Raw genomic sequence first — 16,726 nt, 5'->3', positions numbered from 1 at the left:
GTAAGGGAATGTTAAGAAAAATTAATTTTAATAAAATGACCGCATCTAGTTATTAAAAAGGAGGTTATGATACAATAGCCCCCCGAACTTTACTTGAGATATTAAAATTTGAAAGAGGGGGAAGGGACAAATGAGTTGTCCTATCGGTAATGGGGGAGCGCATGGCGCGCGCTTTCTAAGTATGGCCGAAAGCTTGTCCAATTGTACAGATAAAGTGCGGGAAATGTGCTCCGCAAAAGTAAGTGCCAGAATTACTGGTATAGTGTTGACTGTGATTGGACTTTTAGTGGCTGCGGCAGGAATTGTGGTTGCTGCGGTAGGGATTGGATGCGCAGCTTCTTTGGCAGCAGGATTGGGCTTAGTAATTGTCGGTTCTGTTCTTTTGGGATTGGGCTTAGCTAAAGCGAGAAGCCGCCGCGCAGAGTTAGAGCGTCAGCTTGCGACTATCGAGCGTCAAGTTCAGAATCTCAGGGAGGAACACGAAGCTTTAGAAGAGGTCTATAACATAAACCGTCTGGCTCGTCGAGCAGCAGGTGAGCACTGCCAAGAATTAGAGAAACAAATACTCGAGCTATGCGAGAAACACGCGCAAGCTATACGAACTCTTGAAGAAGATGCGCGCAAAGAAAAGGAACAAGTCACGAGTTGTTTCAAGACACGATTGCAGCAGAGCCAGGATGCTTGCAGCCGGCTAACGCTGGAGTTGTGTAAAGCAAAAAATCAGTGTGAACAACTTCAACAACAGTTGTGCTCTTTGGAGTCCAAAAAGAAAAAATAAAGGTTGCAAGGTATTTGATCCTTTGAAAAGCCCTCCTTTTTTGGAGGGCTTTTTTTTGGCCTCTAAAAAAGGGCTTTTCAATGATCTCGATGCCGCAAGTGCCACAAAATCAGTTTTTTGCGAATAAGGAGTGTTTTGATAAAGTGTTCCCGCTTTAAATTTGAAAAAGGAAAACAATGAACACTATTAATGTTAATGGGCAGTCAGCTCCTGTGACAACATCCTCTTCAACATCTTTGAACTCGGTTGGCAAAGGCCAGTCTACGAAGGCAAAAATTTTAGACGTTGCTCTACTCATTATAGGAGCTTTGATTGCGGTTTCCGGAGTGCTCGCTTTTGTTTTGGGATCCAGTTGTACGATCTTTTTTGCCTTAGGTATTGCAGCATTAGTTTTAGGATCAATTTGTTTGGGAGCGGGATTATCTCGTATTGTGTGTAGATCCCATTACGCAAAATTGGAAGCTCAAAATCTTTCTACTCGTCAGCAGTTGCGTAGTCTTTCGGAAGAGAAAGATGCTTTAACTTCCGTTGTTTTGATTAATAAACACTTCTTGCAAGAGCTGGTCAAAGAAGTCCAAGCGTTGGAGAGTAAGGCTGTAGAACTAGAGGCGGATTGCCTTGCCCAACTAGAGAAAAATGAAAAAGAGTTGTTAGAGGATGTGCGATTAGTTTTGTCTAGTTATACCAGAAGGTTAAAAGATGTTGAACAGGAAAAAGCTGCTCTTAAATCATCTTTAAATCATTAGAACACCTCTGCTCGAACTTCTGCTTAATCTTTTGTTCGTGTTTTTGCAGTAAAACATTCTAATGTTGCATCTGTAATAGCCTGGAAAACCTGAGTCAGAAAAAGATTTTAGGGCATTACGTTTCGTGATGATCTGGGCTTTTCAAAAAATCGAGTTCTTAAACGCAAACAATATCTTCTTTTCTGAGGCATTGCATCTATTGTCTCGTGCAGAGGAAAAGAGGGTGAATTAAAAAGTTTTTAGTTTTTATTCGTCTTTTCTATCATCCTCGCCCTTTTTATAGATTAGGACGACGATGACCGGCGTTTCTTGATGTTCTTCTTGTAATTTAGCTCAAATACAACAGTTAGATTCTTCTTTTTTTTAATAGTTCATAGAAAAAGTCTAGTGTTTATGGCTTCATTAGGGGTTTTCTTTGTTTGGGGTAGTTGCGCTTTGTTGTGTTTGTTCTATGGAGAGGCTTCTCTGTTGTTTGTGGGGCTGGGGTTGGGATCTGTTAATGATTAGCTCAGTAGTATTAGGGCTAGGCATGGTAGAATAGTAGGTATTCGGGAGGATCGCTTTATAATGGAGGAGATCTTTTCAATGTGCTGCTGTTAGAAATGGTGTAAAAAATTTTTTTATTTAATTCGCTTTCCTGTAGCATGGGTGCCTTTTTTTATAAATAGAGGAACTATGTTTAGTATTTCTCCCTGTTGTAACCCCTGCAAGCCAGCTTGTACTGAACGGTTTGATGCTAGGGAGGTTTCTGACAGCCAAGTAAAATCCCTTGCGATAACCTCTTTAGTATTGGGAATTCTTGCTGTTTTAGGCAGTGCTATTTTATTGCTTTGCTCGGGAAGCTTTGTTTCTTTCTTTGCTGCTATCCTTGGGTTACTGGCCATGACGATTGGTTCCGCTGCTTTAGGTGGAAGTTTGGTTTATTTCTTTAGTCCTTCCTTAGGATCAATAAGCCCTTCTGTAGCGCCTCCTTTATCACCTTCTCAAGAAGGTTCGGTATTGAATATGGTTCGCTCTTATCAAGAACTTCTAAATGAAGCGGAAGCAGATTTGAAAGAGGTAGAGGGCTTGCTGACTCAAAAGGAACAGAAACTTGAGTCCCTGCAAACAGAATTAGACTCTCTCCGGCAAAAAGAGAACCCATCAGCTCAAACGAGCAACTCGACCATCTCCTAAATAGGGCGGCTATGAAGATTTTTCATTGTGCGAGCGTTGTAGATAACTTTAAGAACTCAAAGTTTTCAACAGAAGTTGGGAGACAGAAGAATTTGCTTGTTACCAGCTTTAAAGCGCGGCAACTTTTTGCTGTGATTATGGGGTGTTTACTCGCTGCTTTAGGTGGGGTGTTAATCTGTTTAGGAGTGATTTATTCTTCCGGAGTGTTAGGAGTGATGGGCGCCGGTATGGTCATCTGTTCGTGTGTTGGGGGTGTTTGGCTACTTTCTTATTTGTTATTGGCCGTGCAGAAACGTGAACAGTTGTTGGCAGAAGCTAAGGAAAGTACGCATAAAATCTCTGGCCATTATGTGGCTCTCGAGACTCAAAAAAATCTAGAGATAGACCTTCTAAAAGAACGGTTGAACATGCTAGACACATTCTACTCCAAATTTTATGGATGCGGCTAGGAGGTTTTTGAAGGAAGTAAGTTTTTTGTTAAAACGATCTCCGGCGGTTTTCTATTTAGAGTAAAGCTTCTTTTCTGATATCCTCCCCCCTTTTTGTCTGAGGGGGAGAAGATATCTATGCGATTAACTGAAAATAGTGAGTCTCTTAGTCTGGTTTCAAAACATTTCCCAGAGCAAAAGCCTGAAAAGACAGGCTGCTCGTGCAGAGAGCGAGTTGCTATGGCCGCTTTAGCTCTTCTCGGTATTTCTTTAATAGTTGCTGGGAGTCTTTTATTCGTTTTGGCTGGGTGGACTGCTATGCCTTTATTGAATGTGATTTTCTCTTTAATCGTTCTAGGGGCTGTTATGTTGGGTGCAGTACTTGGAAAGTTTCTTACAGTTGTGAAGCAACCCAAACAACTTTCCTCGAAAGAATTTTTTATTGAGGAGGGGGGGCAAAAAATGGCGGAAATAGCTAAAGAAGAGAGTGCTTTAGCTGTTCGGCAAGCACTGGAAGAAATGGAGGCTATTTTGCAAAGTGCTTCTTGAAACTTTTCAAATAAGCCAAACTTTCTATTAAAAGGTTTTAGAGGTTTTATGTAAAAAGCTTCGCCATGTTAGAATCGCCCCCTTTATTTTTTTTGGGGGACTAAATGATTGATAACATTAATGGTGGTTTTGGTGACGGTTGTGCACCCGTATCAGTTTCCTGCAGGAAAGAAAATTTACTAGAGCCGACATCTTCAGAGTTGATTTGTGGGAGAGTTGTTGCAATTGCCTTAGTTGTCTTAGGCTCTCTTCTCGCCATTGCTGGATCCGTTTTGCTTGCTGTTGGGGCAGTTTCTTGTTGGCTTCCACCAGTTATCCCTATCATTATGCTATCTATGGGCGTGCTTCTTTTGGGGGTTGGGGTCGCAAATCTGTGTTCTCAGAGATCTCCTTGGGTCAAAGTGACTGGAGAATCCCTCAAATCTGTTTCGGATAAATCGGTAGAAACCGAGAGTAGCGAAGAGATGCGCTGTCTACAAGCTCGTGTTGCCCAATTAGAGCAAGAATTACAGACTGAAGAAAAAAGTTCGCGCGAGCGATTATCTGCAGCAAGATCAGAGATCACTGACTTGCAAGATCTTTTAAGACGCTTTCAAGTATCTCTAGAAGTTGCGCATCAGACAATAGATTCTAGGGAAGCACAAACAACTGGGGATACTGTACCTCTACATTTACTTGTAGCCGCGAGATCTGAGATTGCAGACGCGAATGCTTATATCAGACTTTTGGAACAAGCACTAGAGGAGGAAAGTGTTCTTACAGAAGATCTCGGACAAGCTAATGTCAAACTGAGTAAAGACCTCAAAAACGCTGCTTACAAAAAGAATATGGCCATATTAGGCTTGCGCCATCAATTGCAAAAATTGCAAGCAAAATTGTCTTTAGAGGAGGCTTTGCGGGCTGGTGATAATGTTTCGTGGTCCGAGAAGTTTAAACAACTCGTTTTCTCTAAGAATATGGCTATATTAGACTTGCGCTATCGAATTCAGTTGCTGCAGGCGCGTCTGTGCTTGGCTGAAGCAGGTAAAGACACAAATTCCTCGCCAGAGTGTGGAGATTTAATATCGTTCGACTAACTTTCGTTTTTACAAGGTTCCTTTTTGTTTTTCAGAAAAGACTTGCAAGGCTTTTTGCAAGTCTTTTTTCTTCATGATGCCCTGGAAGGGCGTTTTCAGCCAAAAAACTTTTTGATTTTTTTAAAAAAATGTTTTTGTAAACTGCCCTCCTTTTTTACTGGAAAGGAGGAAAAATGGTGAATATAGCGTTAGGAGCTTCTAATGGAGTCAATGTGTCTAGAGAGACTCTGCCATCATCGATCGTGGGGGAAAGAGATAATAGCGCGTCCACATGTTGTCACAAAGTTGGCGTTGTTGCTGCGTTGATTTTGGGACTTTTAATAGCTGCTGGAGGGGCGGTTATGTTGGCTTTGTTGTGTGCTTGCTCTCCTCTGCCTTTGTTTTGTGCTGGAGTTGTTCTGGTTGCTTTAGGGGCTGTTATTTTAGGTATTGGGATCGCGAATGTTTGCAGTTTTTGTTTTAGAGCTAGAGGAATAGAAGTTCAAAAACAGCGTCTTTTACAGCAGGAAGAGGAGCTTGCCGATCTGCAGAAAAAACTATCAGAGGCCCAATCTGACGTGGAAAAATTAATAGAAGATAAGATCGCTGCACAGCAAACAAGCGCGGAGGTTGTTCAGTCCTTATCAGGCGCTATTGAAGACCTGACTGTAAAATGCCAAGATGCAACATTAGAAAGCCAGGCTAAGCAGAGGCTTTTAGAGGGAAAGATCTCTGCTTTAAGGGAAAGATGCAAGATTCTAGAAGGTAGCAGAGAAGATGCTCGAACTCTTCTTGAAGAAACTAAACAAGAACTAGTTGCTCGTCTGGGTGTTTTGGAAGAGAAATACTATAATAGTCTTGCAACCAGAAAAGCTTTGCGTTTGGACTTAGAAGAAACGCAGGCATATGCTGCAAACCTTGAAGAAACTCGTGACAGGCTTTTAGTACAAGTTGAGTTCCTTCAAGAAGAAGCAAAAAAGTTGCCTAAAAGAGACCGGATGATTGAAGAGCTTAAGACAATGATTTCTCAATATGAGCACATTTGTGAGGAGCGAGGAGATTGGATCCGAGCATTAAAATCTGCCAATCAAGCGCTTTTAGAAGAGTCTAGGAACTTGGTGGAGCAGGTTCAGTTGTATAAGGAATGGTGTGAAGGAAACGATACAGAAGATTCGTCCTCAAGCCCGGTTGGTATCGCATCCGAAGGTAGTGATGATGAAAATGAAGAGCAAGATCATTTTGATTATGGTGCTCAAGTTTAATTGTTATCTAGAAAAGCCTCTTCCAGAGAGGCTTTTTTGATTTTCAACATCTTAATTGTTTTTTGAAATAACCATCTATAGATAGTCTTTTGTGAATAATTTTAGCTGCAACATGAAATTGAGGGGCAGTATGCGTTGTTGTTGTATAGAAAGAGTGAAGCCTTTGAATACAGATGTTCGAACTGTTTTAGAGACAAAAGAGCAGAGAAAAAAAGATGTCCTATGCGAAAGAGTGGCCGCTTTCGTGTTTACATTTATTGGAGTTATGCTTTTGGGAATTGGCATGATGTTGTCTTGTGCAGTTTTTGGAGGATCTTTAGGCATGATTGGGAGCGGGTTAGTATTGTCTGCATTAGGGGCGGTATGTTTAGGGCTCGGGCTTTGTCGATTGTTTCTTCTTGTAGAGAGAAGGCCTATGGAGAGGATGAAGAAGAGATTATTAAACCAGCTAGAAGCTTTGGAAAAAGAAAACCAAGAACTTAGAGCTATTAGAGAGCTCCAATTAGGCATTTTAGAACGTTATGCGCAACAAGTGGAAGATATGCATGCTGCGCAAGAACAACGTATCGCAAAGAGACATAAATTGCTTAAAGAGCGGGAAGCTATTGTGGAACGATTAGAACGCTTGTTAGGTAAAAAAAATTCAGACGAAGCTGTCGAAGTTCTTCTTTAAGAATTTTTAGGTAGGGAAGATTTTTCCAGAATGAAAAAAAAATACTTTTTGGACGGAAAAGAGTTGTGTTTAAAGTATTTGTTCTGATAAATTCCTCATCTAGTCTTTTGGATGCGTAGCTCAGCGGTTAGAGCACCTGTCTTACACACAGGGGGTCATAGGTTCAAATCCTGTCGTGTCCAAGATTGCGCGGGAGTAGTTCAACTGGTTAGAGCACCGCCCTGTCAAGGCGGAAGTTGCGGGTTCGAGCCCCGTCTCTCGCGAGCTTCAACCAAGGGGGTGAACAATGGCTCATACCATACGTTTCACGAAGTTTAGTTTCCCTTTATATTTCTCTAAGACTCTTAGCTGGTTTATCATAGGCGGTTTTTTAGCTGCTTGTGGTGTTCACATGGTTCTTGCTCCTAATGACTTGATCGATGGCGGGATAGTAGGATTATCCATGATCGCTGCCCACTCCTTTGGGAAGCAGTTTCTTCCAGCGTTTTTAGTGTTGTTTAACTTGCCTTTCATCATTTTGGCTTGTAGACGTATTGGGAAGTACTTCGTTGTGCAAATGATCACAGCAGTGATTATCTTTTCCTGCTGGTTATGGCTGATAGAAGTCTTACCCGAATGGCTGGGTATGCAACCTTTTATTTTCGATGGTTCAGAAATAGAAACAATCGTTCTCGGTGGAGTAGTTTTAGGAGCTGGTGGCGGGTTAATTATTCGACATGGTGGGGCCACAGACGGAACGGAGATTTTAGGGATTATCGTAAATAAGAAACGAGGCTATACGGTCGGACAAGTTATTTTATTTGTGAACTTTTTTATTTTCTCCTTAGGAGGGATTGTTTACCGTAATTGGCATACAGCTTTTATGTCTTTGTTGACCTATGCTGTAGCTATTAAAGTTATGGATATGGTGATTTTGGGATTTGAAGACACTAAATCCGTGACTATCATTACTTCTTCCCCTAGAAAACTAGGGAACATTCTTATGGAGTCCTTAGGGGTCGGATTGACCTATCTGCACGCAGAAGGAGGATTTTCTGGCGAGCCTCGCAATCTTCTGTATATCGTTGTAGAACGCTTGCAGCTTTCTCAGCTCAAAGAAATTGTTCATAGAGAAGATCCAAGTGCTTTTATAGCTATTGAAAATTTACACGAAGTGATCAACGAAAAAAGAACCTCTCATTAAGAGGGGTTCTCCCATCTTTTTATTAAGGGACTATCTAGCCGTAAGGTTGCTAAAATTTTCCCTACAATGTCATTAGCTATATCGTCTACTGTTTGAGGCTTGAAGTACCAAATAGGCATAGGAGGAAGTATAATGGCTCCATTTTGTGCCAATTTGAGTAGATTTTCTAGATGAATTGTTGATAAAGGGCTTTCTCGTGGAACGAGGATTAGAGGCCTTTTCTCTTTTAACGCAACATCCGCAACCCTTCGGAGCAGGTTATCGGCTAAACCGCAAGAGATTGCTGCGATAGTTGCCACGCTACAAGGAACGATGATAGTTGCATCAACTGAGCTCGACCCTGACGATAGAGAGCTTTCTATAGAGGTAATATGATGAAGCAATATGTTTTTATGAAGGTGTTGAGGAATTGTGGCTAAAAAAGATTTTGTATCTAATTCATAATACAAAGTTTTTTTTGCTGAAGGGGATATGATAACATCAACATGATGCCCTAACTTAGCAAGTTCCGTGACTAATGTTACCGCTAGTATTACCCCCGATGCTCCAGAAATACCTACAACATAGCGTCTCATGAGGTTCCTCCTAATAAAAATAGCCCGATCATATTAGCAAGAAACGCGATACCGAGGGAAAGGTTCCCTAGAAAGAATTTTTGCTGAAGCTCAGCTGGAGAGCTTAAATGAATACATGTGTAGCGTTTGATTGTACGAAAAATTTCAGCTAAAGGTAAAAAAGAGCATAGATAAAACACCTTCCTATCGAGGACAAAATAGCCTAGAAATAAGTAGGCTAACGCACTAATTGCTAAATTTGCAGAAGCCATTTTGATGGAAAATTGTGTTCCAAAACATGCGGGAACGCTGAAAAGGCCCTCTTTTCGATCAAACTCTAGATCTTGGATAGCGTAAATGATGTCATTTGCTGCGATGATCATTCCAAAAGAGAGGCCAAGCAATGAGGCCATGCAAAATATAGAGAAGGAAGGGACGGGGGCAATAGCGAAAAAGTTCATAAGTATCGCGAAATAGTAAACGAGCCCTAAAATCCAATGGCAAAGAAACGTAAAGCGTTTCGTATAAGGATAAACAATCATAAGAAGAGTGGCTAAAACAGCAAGGATAAAACATAGAGGATTGAAGAACCAGCAAAAGCTTAAGAATAGGATAAGACAAAGAATCAAAAGCAAAACAGAACTTTTAGTAGAGAGAAGTCCTGCTGGCAATACGCGCATGTTGGTGCGCGGATTACGTTTGTCTATTGCGCAGTCTACAATTTGATTTATGATCATTCCAAAAGCTCTAGCAACAAAAAATGCACTTCCGCCCAGAAAGAGAGTTTTCATAGAAGCTAAAGAGAATAAAGGGAATGCGGTGTTTGGAAGAGAAAAGCAGAATAATGTGGCAGAAGCGAGGAAAAGAAGAGCAAATAAAGCGTATTTACATTTGATAAGCTGCTGAATCAATTCAATTTTGGGCATAAACTCTTTCGATTTTTCAGGATTGTAGCGGACAAATAGGGTGGGTATTATAGACTAGGGGAAAAATGCGTTGAAACTATAGTTTCAACGCATCCATAAGCTTAAGCTAGATCTTCTTCGAGACTTAAAGAAGAATCCCATTGAACGGATTGTTCAAAGGACTCTTTAAGGAAGGCTAGATCTTCTTCAGAAAATGTTGCTAGGGGAGTGTTTTTGGAAATAAGTGGGGCAGCGCTAATATAGTTATTGGCTAAGGCTAAGTATTCATCAGAAAGATCTCCAGACACCTTATCTTGCATATCGTATAGCGTGTAGTAGCGTCGATTTCCTTCGGTGCGAACCAGTCTTGGCGTACCAAACAAAAATTCATCTCCAGAAAGGGTGAAGCGGATTCCTTTCCAAGGAGAGTTATCGGAGCTAGCAGGGAAGTTTACATTAAATCCTAAAGGATCGGCGTGTTTATGAGAAACTGTGAACTCACATAAAGCGCGAATCAAAGAGGACATTTGAGCTTCTTGGAAAAAAGAAATGTTTTCACATTGAGAAAGAGCTATTGCAGGAATTCCATGAAGGTTCGCCTCCCTTATAGCACCCACAGTTGCGGAGTAGTAGAGGCAGCGGCCAGAATTTTTTCCGTTATTGATCCCTGATAAGACCAGGTCTGGCAGATTGTTTTTAAAGAGCTCTCCAATAGCTAACTTTACACAGTCAACAGGAGTTCCTACTACAGCCCAAGCCTCCTGAACTTTTTGAGGGTAATCAAAAGGTTCTAGGGCTGTCGGCTCTATTAGTGAGAAGGCCATGCTTCGTCCAGACTGTTCTTCCAAAGGTGCTACAACATAGAGATCTGCAAAATTGGCTTCGCGAAGCAAGGAAACTAGTAGGCTAATTCCCTTGGCTTTGATGCCGTCGTCATTAGTAATAAGAATTTTAAGTCTTTGTTCCTTAGTCATGACTCCCTCTTTGATGTAGTTGCCTTGCAATGGGTTGTTTGCATAGCCGATTTCATAAATATATATATAGCGCAAGTTAATTGAGGAGAAGATAAAGAATGTGAAAATTATCTTTAACAACCTAAAACTTTGTAATCATATTTTTGTAATTAACAATTAACTATTCAACAATCTATTATTCATAGGTTGTTTAGAGATTCGAGACGTTTTATTAGACTAAAAACAATTGCAAGGAGTGGAGTTATTAGCCAGCTTGTTTTAGTTAGTCTAGTTTTCTATTTTGTATGCGCGATAATTTACATCTATTCTTTTTTTCTTGTTAAAAGAAGCTGTTTGAAATTATCTCAGCAGCTAAAACACATCGACATTCCCACTATTTTACATCACGATTTCTATGGCAAGGTTATCTACGCAAAACAAGAGAAAAGGGTCACAGATTATTATGTTGCCGATTATCAAAGGGTTCGCGTGTTTTGCCGAAGATTCCGTTGTTTTGGCGTTGCTTCAAACCCAATTTTTCTTAAATTCATACAAGATTTTGAGTCGATAACAACCCTTGTTAAGAAACATAATAGTGAGATTATAAGTTGTTTACTGGATCTTCATAAGGAATTTTTTGATCACGTTCTACATTACCCATTGGATGAACAACAAAGACGCTCTATTATAGCAGAAGAAGAGAATTGTTTAGTCATTAGCTCTGCAGGAAGCGGGAAAACGTCTTCTATCTTAGGGAAGGTGCGATATCTTATAGAGATTAAGGGAATAGATCCTCGTCGTATAGCTCTGATTAGTTATACCAATAAAGCTTCATTAGAACTTACAAAAAGATTGGCTACGGATGGATTAAGGGGATATACCTTTCATAAGTTGGCTGTTGACCTAATTGGAAGCGTAACAGGAGTTAAACCCTCTATCTGTAGCCGTCCTGAGAAGATTCTTGCAGATAGCTATCAAGAATTATTGAAAACAAAGTATTTTAAAAAGAATGTATTAGAATATTTTGCTAATTATGGTCCTTTCACACCTGAGTGGGAAATTCGAGATAATTTTTCTGAACAAAAGGAAAAACACTTGAAAGCCGTATTCCCTGATATGGATGGGAAAACGATTTATGTCCGAAGCAAACAAGAGCAAACCGCCTGCTTCATTTTATCGTCTTTAGGCATTTCGTTCCGATATGAAGAACCTTATGAATTTCACGTAGCAGATGCAACGCATTCCCAATACAGACCGGATTTTTCTCTTTACGTTACTGAGCAGAATGGAAGTTTAAGACGTATCTACCTGGAGCTTTTTGCTATTAATAAACAAGGACGAGTTCCTCCATGGTTTGTTGAAGGGACAAATAAGACTTATGAAGAAGTGAATCAAATATATTTAGATGAGATAGATTGGAAAAATAAAACTCATAAGAAGTTCAAAACAGAACTGCTTGCTTTAACTAGTGCGGATTTCAGCTATTCGAATATTCAGGATAAATTAAGAAAACTATTAGAAGAAGCAGGCATCCCTATTCAAGAAAAGAAAGAAGAAGAGTTATATCATACCATTCTTCCTAAGCAGAGTAGTCAAGAGAAAGCGTTTATTCAACTTGTAATACAGTTTATTTCTTTGATGAAATCGACTCATCAATCTATTAAGGAAGTACTATATCGCGCAAAAATCGCTAAAGATAATCAAAGTTCTTGGCTTATTGAAAAAGTCTTAAAACCTATTTACGAACATTATGTGGATACATTAGCTAAGAAGAATCAGATTGATTTTACTGACGCTATTTTGCGAGCAACAGAAATTTGTCGAAGCTCTCGTCCTGAGAAGTACGATTATATTATTGTCGATGAGTTCCAAGATATTTCCGCTGCTTGTTGCCACTTTTTAAAAGAATTGCGTAAGGGGAATCCTCCCGCTAAGATGTATTGCGTTGGGGATGATTGGCAGTCTATCTATCGATTTGCAGGAAGTGATGTAACTGTGTTCAATCAGTTTTCCGATTATTTTGGTCCAAAAGAGGTCCATAAACTAGAGACTACCTATAGATTGGGAGAGCCTTTGGTCTCTTTAGCTTCTGGCTTTGTACAACGTAATAATTCACAAATACGAAAAGATTGTCGTTCCTTTAATCCAGATACTAGGACTGAGTTAGTATTTATTCCTTATTGTTGCAGGTCGATTTCCCGCAACGAAATGGATTATTGCTCTCGTTTAGAGCAAGAAATTTCTAAGATTCCAGAAGATAAATCTATCCTTTTATTGGGGAGGTATTCATCCGATGACTATCTCTTATCTCAGAAACATCAGTTTGTTAAAACAAGGAGCAATCTTTTTTATATTATCGGAAATAGAAAAATAGAATTCCTTACTGTACACAAGGCAAAAGGCCTTGAAGCTGATTACGTAATCTTGCTTCAATGCAACGCCGGAATTTTTGGGTTCCCTAGTATTATTAAAGATAACGCGGTGCTTAACTATGTTTTAGCAGAAGAAGATTCTTTTCCGTTTAGCGAGGAAAGAAGATTATTCTATGTCGCTATAACACGAGCTAAGATTAAAACTATAGTCCTTTATGATAAAAAATTCCCCTCAGAGTTTGTTAAAGAGTTTGTAGAGGTGGATAAAAAAAGCCCTTCAGAGGTTGTTAAAGAGTCTGTAAAGGTGGATGAGGAACCCGTGAATGCCTATAAAGTTTGGACACGCAGAGAGGAGTCTTTTTTGTTACAACTATATAAAAAGGGAGAGAGTGCTAAGGACATTGCTACGAAAATGGGACGTAGCCCATCTGCTATAAGATCAAGATTACGCAAGCTGCAGCGGGCTTGTTGAAACGTCACGATACTTCCTAATGCTTTCTTAGCGTTACTAATTATCTTTTGAAAGTTTGTTCCTTATCTCACAAATACTAGCAAGAGAGGTTGTCTTCCTGGATGGAAACAGTTTTCTCGACGTTATTAGCTTTAATGAGTCCCGATTCTCTAACAGCTAAAGCAATATTATGCCTTGCTTGAGGGAAAATCGTTTCCAGCGTTTTGAGAGCTTCTTCTGTTTTTGTTCGTAAAGAAATGACGGGGCAACGACAGGTAATGCGAGCAAATCCGCTTTCTTTAGCGAATTTGCGGATAAGATCTTCGGGGATAAAGATAAGAGGGCGGAGGATCGTGATTCCGAAATTTACCATGTTCACAACAGGTAGCATGCCCGCAAATTCTGCTTTATGCAGAAGATTCATGAGTGTTGTTTGCACCGCATCGTCTCGATGATGTCCGAATGCGACAGCTGTTGCTCCGACTGCTTTGGCCGTGTCAAAAAGAATGCGACGTCTGATACGGGAGCAAGTATAGCATTCTGGTGTTTCGGTCTCATAAGGAGATGGAATGGAAATAAGCGGTACTTGGATTTTATCGCAGATAGAAGAAAGATATTTTTCGCTAACGGCTGCACCGCAAGAATATTTGCCTCCAATATGGATTGCATGAAGAGTCAATTCTGGGAATCCTCTACCAGAAATGGCCTTTAACATTAGCAACAAAGATAGGCTGTCTTTACCTCCGCTCAGGGCAACCGCAATACGTGTATGCGTTTGCAACATGGCATGAGTATACAGCGCTTTGCGCACCAAGCTTTCAACACGTTTCCCAGATTTTGTCCATGGAGGGGTGCATTGTAGTGTAAACATGGGACAATTCTAAAGGTTCTTGGATTAGAAATCCAGAGCAAGAAAGAAACGGTCTTCTTAAAAAGACCGTTTCTAAGTTTGAAAATTATTTAATTAATTTTTTATGGGAATAGTACATCCCGAAAGGAATGCAACAATTGACAGCAAAGGCTAGAAGCAACAGGGCTGTGTAATTAAAATTACCTTTCATAGACGAGAAGGAAGCTACAGCCTGAGGGGGAAGGAAGCTGATGCCTAAAGCGAACAAACAGGAAAGGATTCCGAGTGTAGATAGGATACACATTCCCACAAGTTTTCCAGGCACCGAATACAGTCTTTGAGCTTTAGGCTCTTTTATTCTAAGAACTGGGCCCGCTATAAATAAGCAAATGTACATCACAAGGTACATTTGAACACTGAGCGCACTTAGGATCCAATAGGCTAGATCTGCAGAATCTACATAGACGAATACGAAAGTGAACAAAGTAACCACAATGGCTTGGAAAAGCATCAGATTAGTCGGAACATCTCTAGAATTCGTTTTCTTGAAAATTTTGGGTAAGCAATCATTTTGGGTAGAAATGAATAACCCTTTGGTTCCAGCGAACATCCACGCGTTCAATTCTCCCAGAGATCCCGCTATCGTCATAGCTACGATAATCCCTGTCATCCAAGAAAGATTGTATTTTTCGAAAAACAGAGAAAAAGCTCGAATTAAACCAGAAACCAGACTGATTTCTTCTTTAGGGATTACGATAGCAATGGCCAAAGAGCCTAAAACTAAAATAGCGAGGGTAGACACCGCCCCAATAAAAACAGCTTTAGGGTAATTTTTTTTGGGATCTTCCATATCGGAAGCTAAATTGGCATTTGCTTCCAATCCACACAACGCAAGAAGCATTCCAGATAAAAGGACAAAAGAAGATGGAGAAGAGAAGTCTGGAAGAAGTTCGTTCCATGAGAGATTAATGGCAATCGGGTTTCCTCCTTGAATCCAGTAAGCAGCGAAAGCAACCAAAATGGCTCCGGGAATGAGTGTCCCTATAATTACGCAAACGGAGCTAAAAATAGCAGAGGTTCCGATGCCTAAAAAATTAAAGAAGGTGAGTCCCCAAAAGCCTAAAAGAATAACAGAGGCTAAATACAGCCGATTGTTGGCAAGATCGGGGCTAATTTGATAAACGAGCGTACTGGCAATGAATGCCAACATTGCAGGATACCAAGTCATATTGTGAAACCATTGCATCCATATAGCAAAGAATCCCCAACGTTTCCCCAAGGCGTCGCGTGTCCAAACATAAATGCCCTGAGGTTTGAAGGAAGCCAACTCGGCTGCGATAAGTGCGTATGGAATCATAAAACAAGCCACGGCTGCGGCATAAAAAAATAGAGTGGACAAACCGTGCTTTGCTGTTAAAGGAAGGTTTCTTAAACTAATTACTACTGCAAGAGATAGCATCCCTACAGTAAAAGTCCCTAACGGGGTAGAAGATTTGCGATGATGCATGAGTACCTCTAAATTACGATATGGAGATTGTCGGATCTAAATAAATATCTTGAATTAAATTAAGTAACCGGACGCCTTCAGAGAAGGGTCTCTGGAAGGCTTTTCTCCCTAAAATCAGTCCCATGCCGCCAGCTCTTTTATTAATTACCGCTGTTTTTGCTGCTTCAGCAAAGTCATTTTCTCCTGAAGGACCCCCGGAATTAATCAAACCAACTCTCCCACAATAGCTATTTAGTACCTGGTATCGGCATAAATCTATGGGATGCGTCGATGATAGTTCCGAGTACACAAGATCATCTGTTTTGCTAAAATTAATTGTTTTAAATCCCTCTTGTAACGTTGGAAGCTTTTGTTTAACAATATCAGCTCCTAACGTTGCTCCAAGATGGTCCGCCTGTCCCGTTAAATCCGCTGCAGTGTGGTAGTCGACTCCATTCTTAACAAAATGCGGATTCCGTAAATAACACCATAAAACGGTGGCCAAACCGAGTTCTCTAGCTTTTGAAAAAGCTTTAGAAACGGCCACGATTTCTTCAGAAGAAGTTTCTGAGCCAAAATAAATAGTGGCTCCTACGGCAACAGCCCCCATGTTATAAGCATCTTCAACCTGACTGAAGAAGATTTGGTGATGCGTCGTCGGGTAAGATAGCAGTTCATTATGGTTTATTTTAAGTAAAAAAGGAATTTTATGAGCATATCGTCTGGCTAACGTGCTCAAAACCCCGTAGGAAGAGGCTACAGCAGAACAGCCGGCTTCTATTGCAAGGCGTATGATATTTTCTGGATCAAAATACATGGGATTTTTAGCAAAAGATGCACCAGCCGTGTGTTCAACTCCCTGATCAACAGGAAGGATAGAAAGGTATCCGCTTCCGCCTAAACGTCCCTGATCAAACATCTGCTGTAGAGAACGGAGCACGCGATTATTTCTATCTGATTCTGCAAAAACTCTCGATACGAAGTCTCCAGAGGGAAGCGTTAATGCTTCTTTTTTTATCACACATTGGTGAGTAAGGAGAGAGTCTGCGTCTTTGCCAAGAAGATCAAAAATCGTTGTCATTCGAAAATGCTCCTATTTCATCATTAGATCGGGTAAAAATACACCTGTCTTCGCAAGAGATGTAACAGGTGGATTGTCTATAAATATTTCTTAGCATGCAAACATTTATTTCATTGGCGAAAACCGACAGAGCAACTCTTTTAAGAATCTGCTAGTTAAGATCTTTGCAAAAAAGATTAGAGAGGAGAATGATTGTCATATAATTTTTCCCCCTAAAGATAAGT

At 40.4% G+C, this 16,726-nt stretch carries 16 protein-coding genes and 2 tRNA genes; 12 read left to right on the top strand and 6 right to left on the bottom strand.

Going from position 1 to position 16,726, the window contains the following annotated elements; translation table 11 throughout:
* Window positions 1-130 precede the first annotated feature (130 nt).
* From B6E89_RS01255 to B6E89_RS01205, 11 genes are all read left to right on the top strand, one after another.
* The gene (locus B6E89_RS01255; RefSeq protein ID WP_099156065.1) at window positions 131-778 is read left to right on the top strand and encodes a TC0500 family inclusion membrane protein; all 648 of its coding nucleotides are present in this window, start codon (window positions 131-133) and stop codon (window positions 776-778) included.
* 176 nt (window positions 779-954) lie between these two features.
* The gene (locus B6E89_RS01250; RefSeq protein ID WP_080132939.1) at window positions 955-1,524 is read left to right on the top strand and encodes a TC0500 family inclusion membrane protein; all 570 of its coding nucleotides are present in this window, start codon (window positions 955-957) and stop codon (window positions 1,522-1,524) included.
* A gap of 675 nt (window positions 1,525-2,199) precedes the next feature.
* Window positions 2,200-2,700: a DUF4349 domain-containing protein gene (locus B6E89_RS01245; RefSeq protein ID WP_080133255.1), complete on the top strand. Its 501-nt coding sequence runs from the start codon at window positions 2,200-2,202 to the stop codon at window positions 2,698-2,700.
* 11 nt (window positions 2,701-2,711) lie between these two features.
* Entirely contained in the window at window positions 2,712-3,149 is a 438-nt protein-coding gene (locus B6E89_RS01240) for a hypothetical protein (protein WP_231909332.1), read from the top strand.
* A gap of 117 nt (window positions 3,150-3,266) precedes the next feature.
* Window positions 3,267-3,677 carry a hypothetical protein gene (locus B6E89_RS01235; protein WP_080123596.1) on the top strand — a complete coding sequence of 137 codons (411 nt, stop codon included), beginning with the start codon at window positions 3,267-3,269 and terminating at the stop codon, window positions 3,675-3,677.
* A gap of 104 nt (window positions 3,678-3,781) precedes the next feature.
* Window positions 3,782-4,753 (top strand): hypothetical protein, encoded by a 972-nt coding sequence (locus tag B6E89_RS01230; RefSeq protein WP_080132938.1) that lies wholly within the window; start codon window positions 3,782-3,784, stop codon window positions 4,751-4,753.
* Between the two features lie 173 nt (window positions 4,754-4,926).
* A complete protein-coding gene (locus tag B6E89_RS01225) occupies window positions 4,927-5,994 on the top strand; it encodes a coiled-coil domain-containing protein (RefSeq protein WP_080132936.1) in 1,068 nt (355 codons plus the stop codon).
* A 130-nt stretch (window positions 5,995-6,124) separates the two neighbouring features.
* Window positions 6,125-6,667 carry a hypothetical protein gene (locus B6E89_RS01220; protein ID WP_080126576.1) on the top strand — a complete coding sequence of 181 codons (543 nt, stop codon included), beginning with the start codon at window positions 6,125-6,127 and terminating at the stop codon, window positions 6,665-6,667.
* Window positions 6,668-6,776: 109 nt separating this feature from the next.
* Window positions 6,777-6,849 (top strand) — tRNA-Val (locus B6E89_RS01215).
* 7 nt (window positions 6,850-6,856) lie between these two features.
* Window positions 6,857-6,930: transfer RNA gene (locus tag B6E89_RS01210), tRNA-Asp, on the top strand.
* A gap of 23 nt (window positions 6,931-6,953) precedes the next feature.
* A complete protein-coding gene (locus B6E89_RS01205; RefSeq protein ID WP_035405897.1) occupies window positions 6,954-7,850 on the top strand; it encodes a YitT family protein in 897 nt (298 codons plus the stop codon).
* Here B6E89_RS01205 and B6E89_RS01200 read toward each other — a convergent pair.
* From B6E89_RS01200 to surE, 3 genes are all read right to left on the bottom strand, one after another.
* Window positions 7,847-8,425, bottom strand: coding sequence for a UbiX family flavin prenyltransferase (locus B6E89_RS01200; protein WP_080121271.1), 579 nt, complete (start codon window positions 8,423-8,425; stop codon window positions 7,847-7,849). The genes B6E89_RS01205 and B6E89_RS01200 overlap by 4 nt on opposite strands.
* Window positions 8,422-9,330: a UbiA-like polyprenyltransferase gene (locus tag B6E89_RS01195; RefSeq protein WP_080129350.1), complete on the bottom strand. Its 909-nt coding sequence runs from the start codon at window positions 9,328-9,330 to the stop codon at window positions 8,422-8,424. The genes B6E89_RS01200 and B6E89_RS01195 overlap by 4 nt, the downstream gene beginning before the upstream one ends.
* Before the next feature lie 101 nt (window positions 9,331-9,431).
* Window positions 9,432-10,283 carry a 5'/3'-nucleotidase SurE gene (gene surE / locus B6E89_RS01190; RefSeq protein ID WP_080122117.1) on the bottom strand — a complete coding sequence of 284 codons (852 nt, stop codon included), beginning with the start codon at window positions 10,281-10,283 and terminating at the stop codon, window positions 9,432-9,434.
* A 333-nt stretch (window positions 10,284-10,616) separates the two neighbouring features.
* Here surE and B6E89_RS01185 point away from each other — a divergent pair, with 333 nt between their 5' ends.
* Window positions 10,617-13,106 carry a UvrD-helicase domain-containing protein gene (locus tag B6E89_RS01185; protein WP_231909331.1) on the top strand — a complete coding sequence of 830 codons (2,490 nt, stop codon included), beginning with the start codon at window positions 10,617-10,619 and terminating at the stop codon, window positions 13,104-13,106.
* A 76-nt stretch (window positions 13,107-13,182) separates the two neighbouring features.
* Here the strand turns inward: B6E89_RS01185 and B6E89_RS01180 are convergent, their stop codons facing one another.
* The 3 genes from B6E89_RS01180 to B6E89_RS01170 all read right to left on the bottom strand — a co-directional run bounded on the left by B6E89_RS01180 (window position 13,183) and on the right by B6E89_RS01170 (window position 16,502).
* A complete protein-coding gene (locus tag B6E89_RS01180; RefSeq protein WP_080123572.1) occupies window positions 13,183-13,956 on the bottom strand; it encodes a tRNA 2-thiocytidine biosynthesis TtcA family protein in 774 nt (257 codons plus the stop codon).
* Window positions 13,957-14,041: 85 nt separating this feature from the next.
* Window positions 14,042-15,442, bottom strand: a complete 1,401-nt coding sequence (locus tag B6E89_RS01175; RefSeq protein WP_035405885.1) for an amino acid permease — start codon at window positions 15,440-15,442, stop codon at window positions 14,042-14,044.
* A gap of 13 nt (window positions 15,443-15,455) precedes the next feature.
* Window positions 15,456-16,502, bottom strand: a complete 1,047-nt coding sequence (locus B6E89_RS01170; RefSeq protein ID WP_035405883.1) for a class I fructose-bisphosphate aldolase — start codon at window positions 16,500-16,502, stop codon at window positions 15,456-15,458.
* Window positions 16,503-16,726 lie beyond the last annotated feature (224 nt).

The sequence above is a fragment of the Chlamydia suis genome, assembly GCF_900169085.1.
Classification (GTDB): Bacteria; Chlamydiota; Chlamydiia; order Chlamydiales; family Chlamydiaceae; genus Chlamydia; species Chlamydia suis.
Note: the sequence above shows the minus strand (reverse complement) of the source record. Positions and strands in the feature narration are given on the sequence as shown.

What these genes read in the sequence shown, in the direction of transcription:
- B6E89_RS01220 (WP_080126576.1), top strand. Translation starts at nt 6,125, where the DNA reads ATGCGTTGTTGTTGTATAGAAAGAGTGAAGCCTTTGAATACAGATGTT.
- B6E89_RS01225 (WP_080132936.1), top strand. Translation starts at nt 4,927, where the DNA reads ATGGTGAATATAGCGTTAGGAGCTTCTAATGGAGTCAATGTGTCTAGA.
- B6E89_RS01235 (WP_080123596.1), top strand. Translation starts at nt 3,267, where the DNA reads ATGCGATTAACTGAAAATAGTGAGTCTCTTAGTCTGGTTTCAAAACAT.
- B6E89_RS01240 (WP_231909332.1), top strand. Translation starts at nt 2,712, where the DNA reads ATGAAGATTTTTCATTGTGCGAGCGTTGTAGATAACTTTAAGAACTCA.
- surE (WP_080122117.1), bottom strand. Translation starts at nt 10,283, where the DNA reads ATGACTAAGGAACAAAGACTTAAAATTCTTATTACTAATGACGACGGC.
- B6E89_RS01200 (WP_080121271.1), bottom strand. Translation starts at nt 8,425, where the DNA reads ATGAGACGCTATGTTGTAGGTATTTCTGGAGCATCGGGGGTAATACTA.
- B6E89_RS01195 (WP_080129350.1), bottom strand. Translation starts at nt 9,330, where the DNA reads ATGCCCAAAATTGAATTGATTCAGCAGCTTATCAAATGTAAATACGCT.
- B6E89_RS01250 (WP_080132939.1), top strand. Translation starts at nt 955, where the DNA reads ATGAACACTATTAATGTTAATGGGCAGTCAGCTCCTGTGACAACATCC.
- B6E89_RS01230 (WP_080132938.1), top strand. Translation starts at nt 3,782, where the DNA reads ATGATTGATAACATTAATGGTGGTTTTGGTGACGGTTGTGCACCCGTA.
- B6E89_RS01205 (WP_035405897.1), top strand. Translation starts at nt 6,954, where the DNA reads ATGGCTCATACCATACGTTTCACGAAGTTTAGTTTCCCTTTATATTTC.
- B6E89_RS01255 (WP_099156065.1), top strand. Translation starts at nt 131, where the DNA reads ATGAGTTGTCCTATCGGTAATGGGGGAGCGCATGGCGCGCGCTTTCTA.
- B6E89_RS01245 (WP_080133255.1), top strand. Translation starts at nt 2,200, where the DNA reads ATGTTTAGTATTTCTCCCTGTTGTAACCCCTGCAAGCCAGCTTGTACT.
- B6E89_RS01180 (WP_080123572.1), bottom strand. Translation starts at nt 13,956, where the DNA reads ATGTTTACACTACAATGCACCCCTCCATGGACAAAATCTGGGAAACGT.
- B6E89_RS01175 (WP_035405885.1), bottom strand. Translation starts at nt 15,442, where the DNA reads ATGCATCATCGCAAATCTTCTACCCCGTTAGGGACTTTTACTGTAGGG.
- B6E89_RS01170 (WP_035405883.1), bottom strand. Translation starts at nt 16,502, where the DNA reads ATGACAACGATTTTTGATCTTCTTGGCAAAGACGCAGACTCTCTCCTT.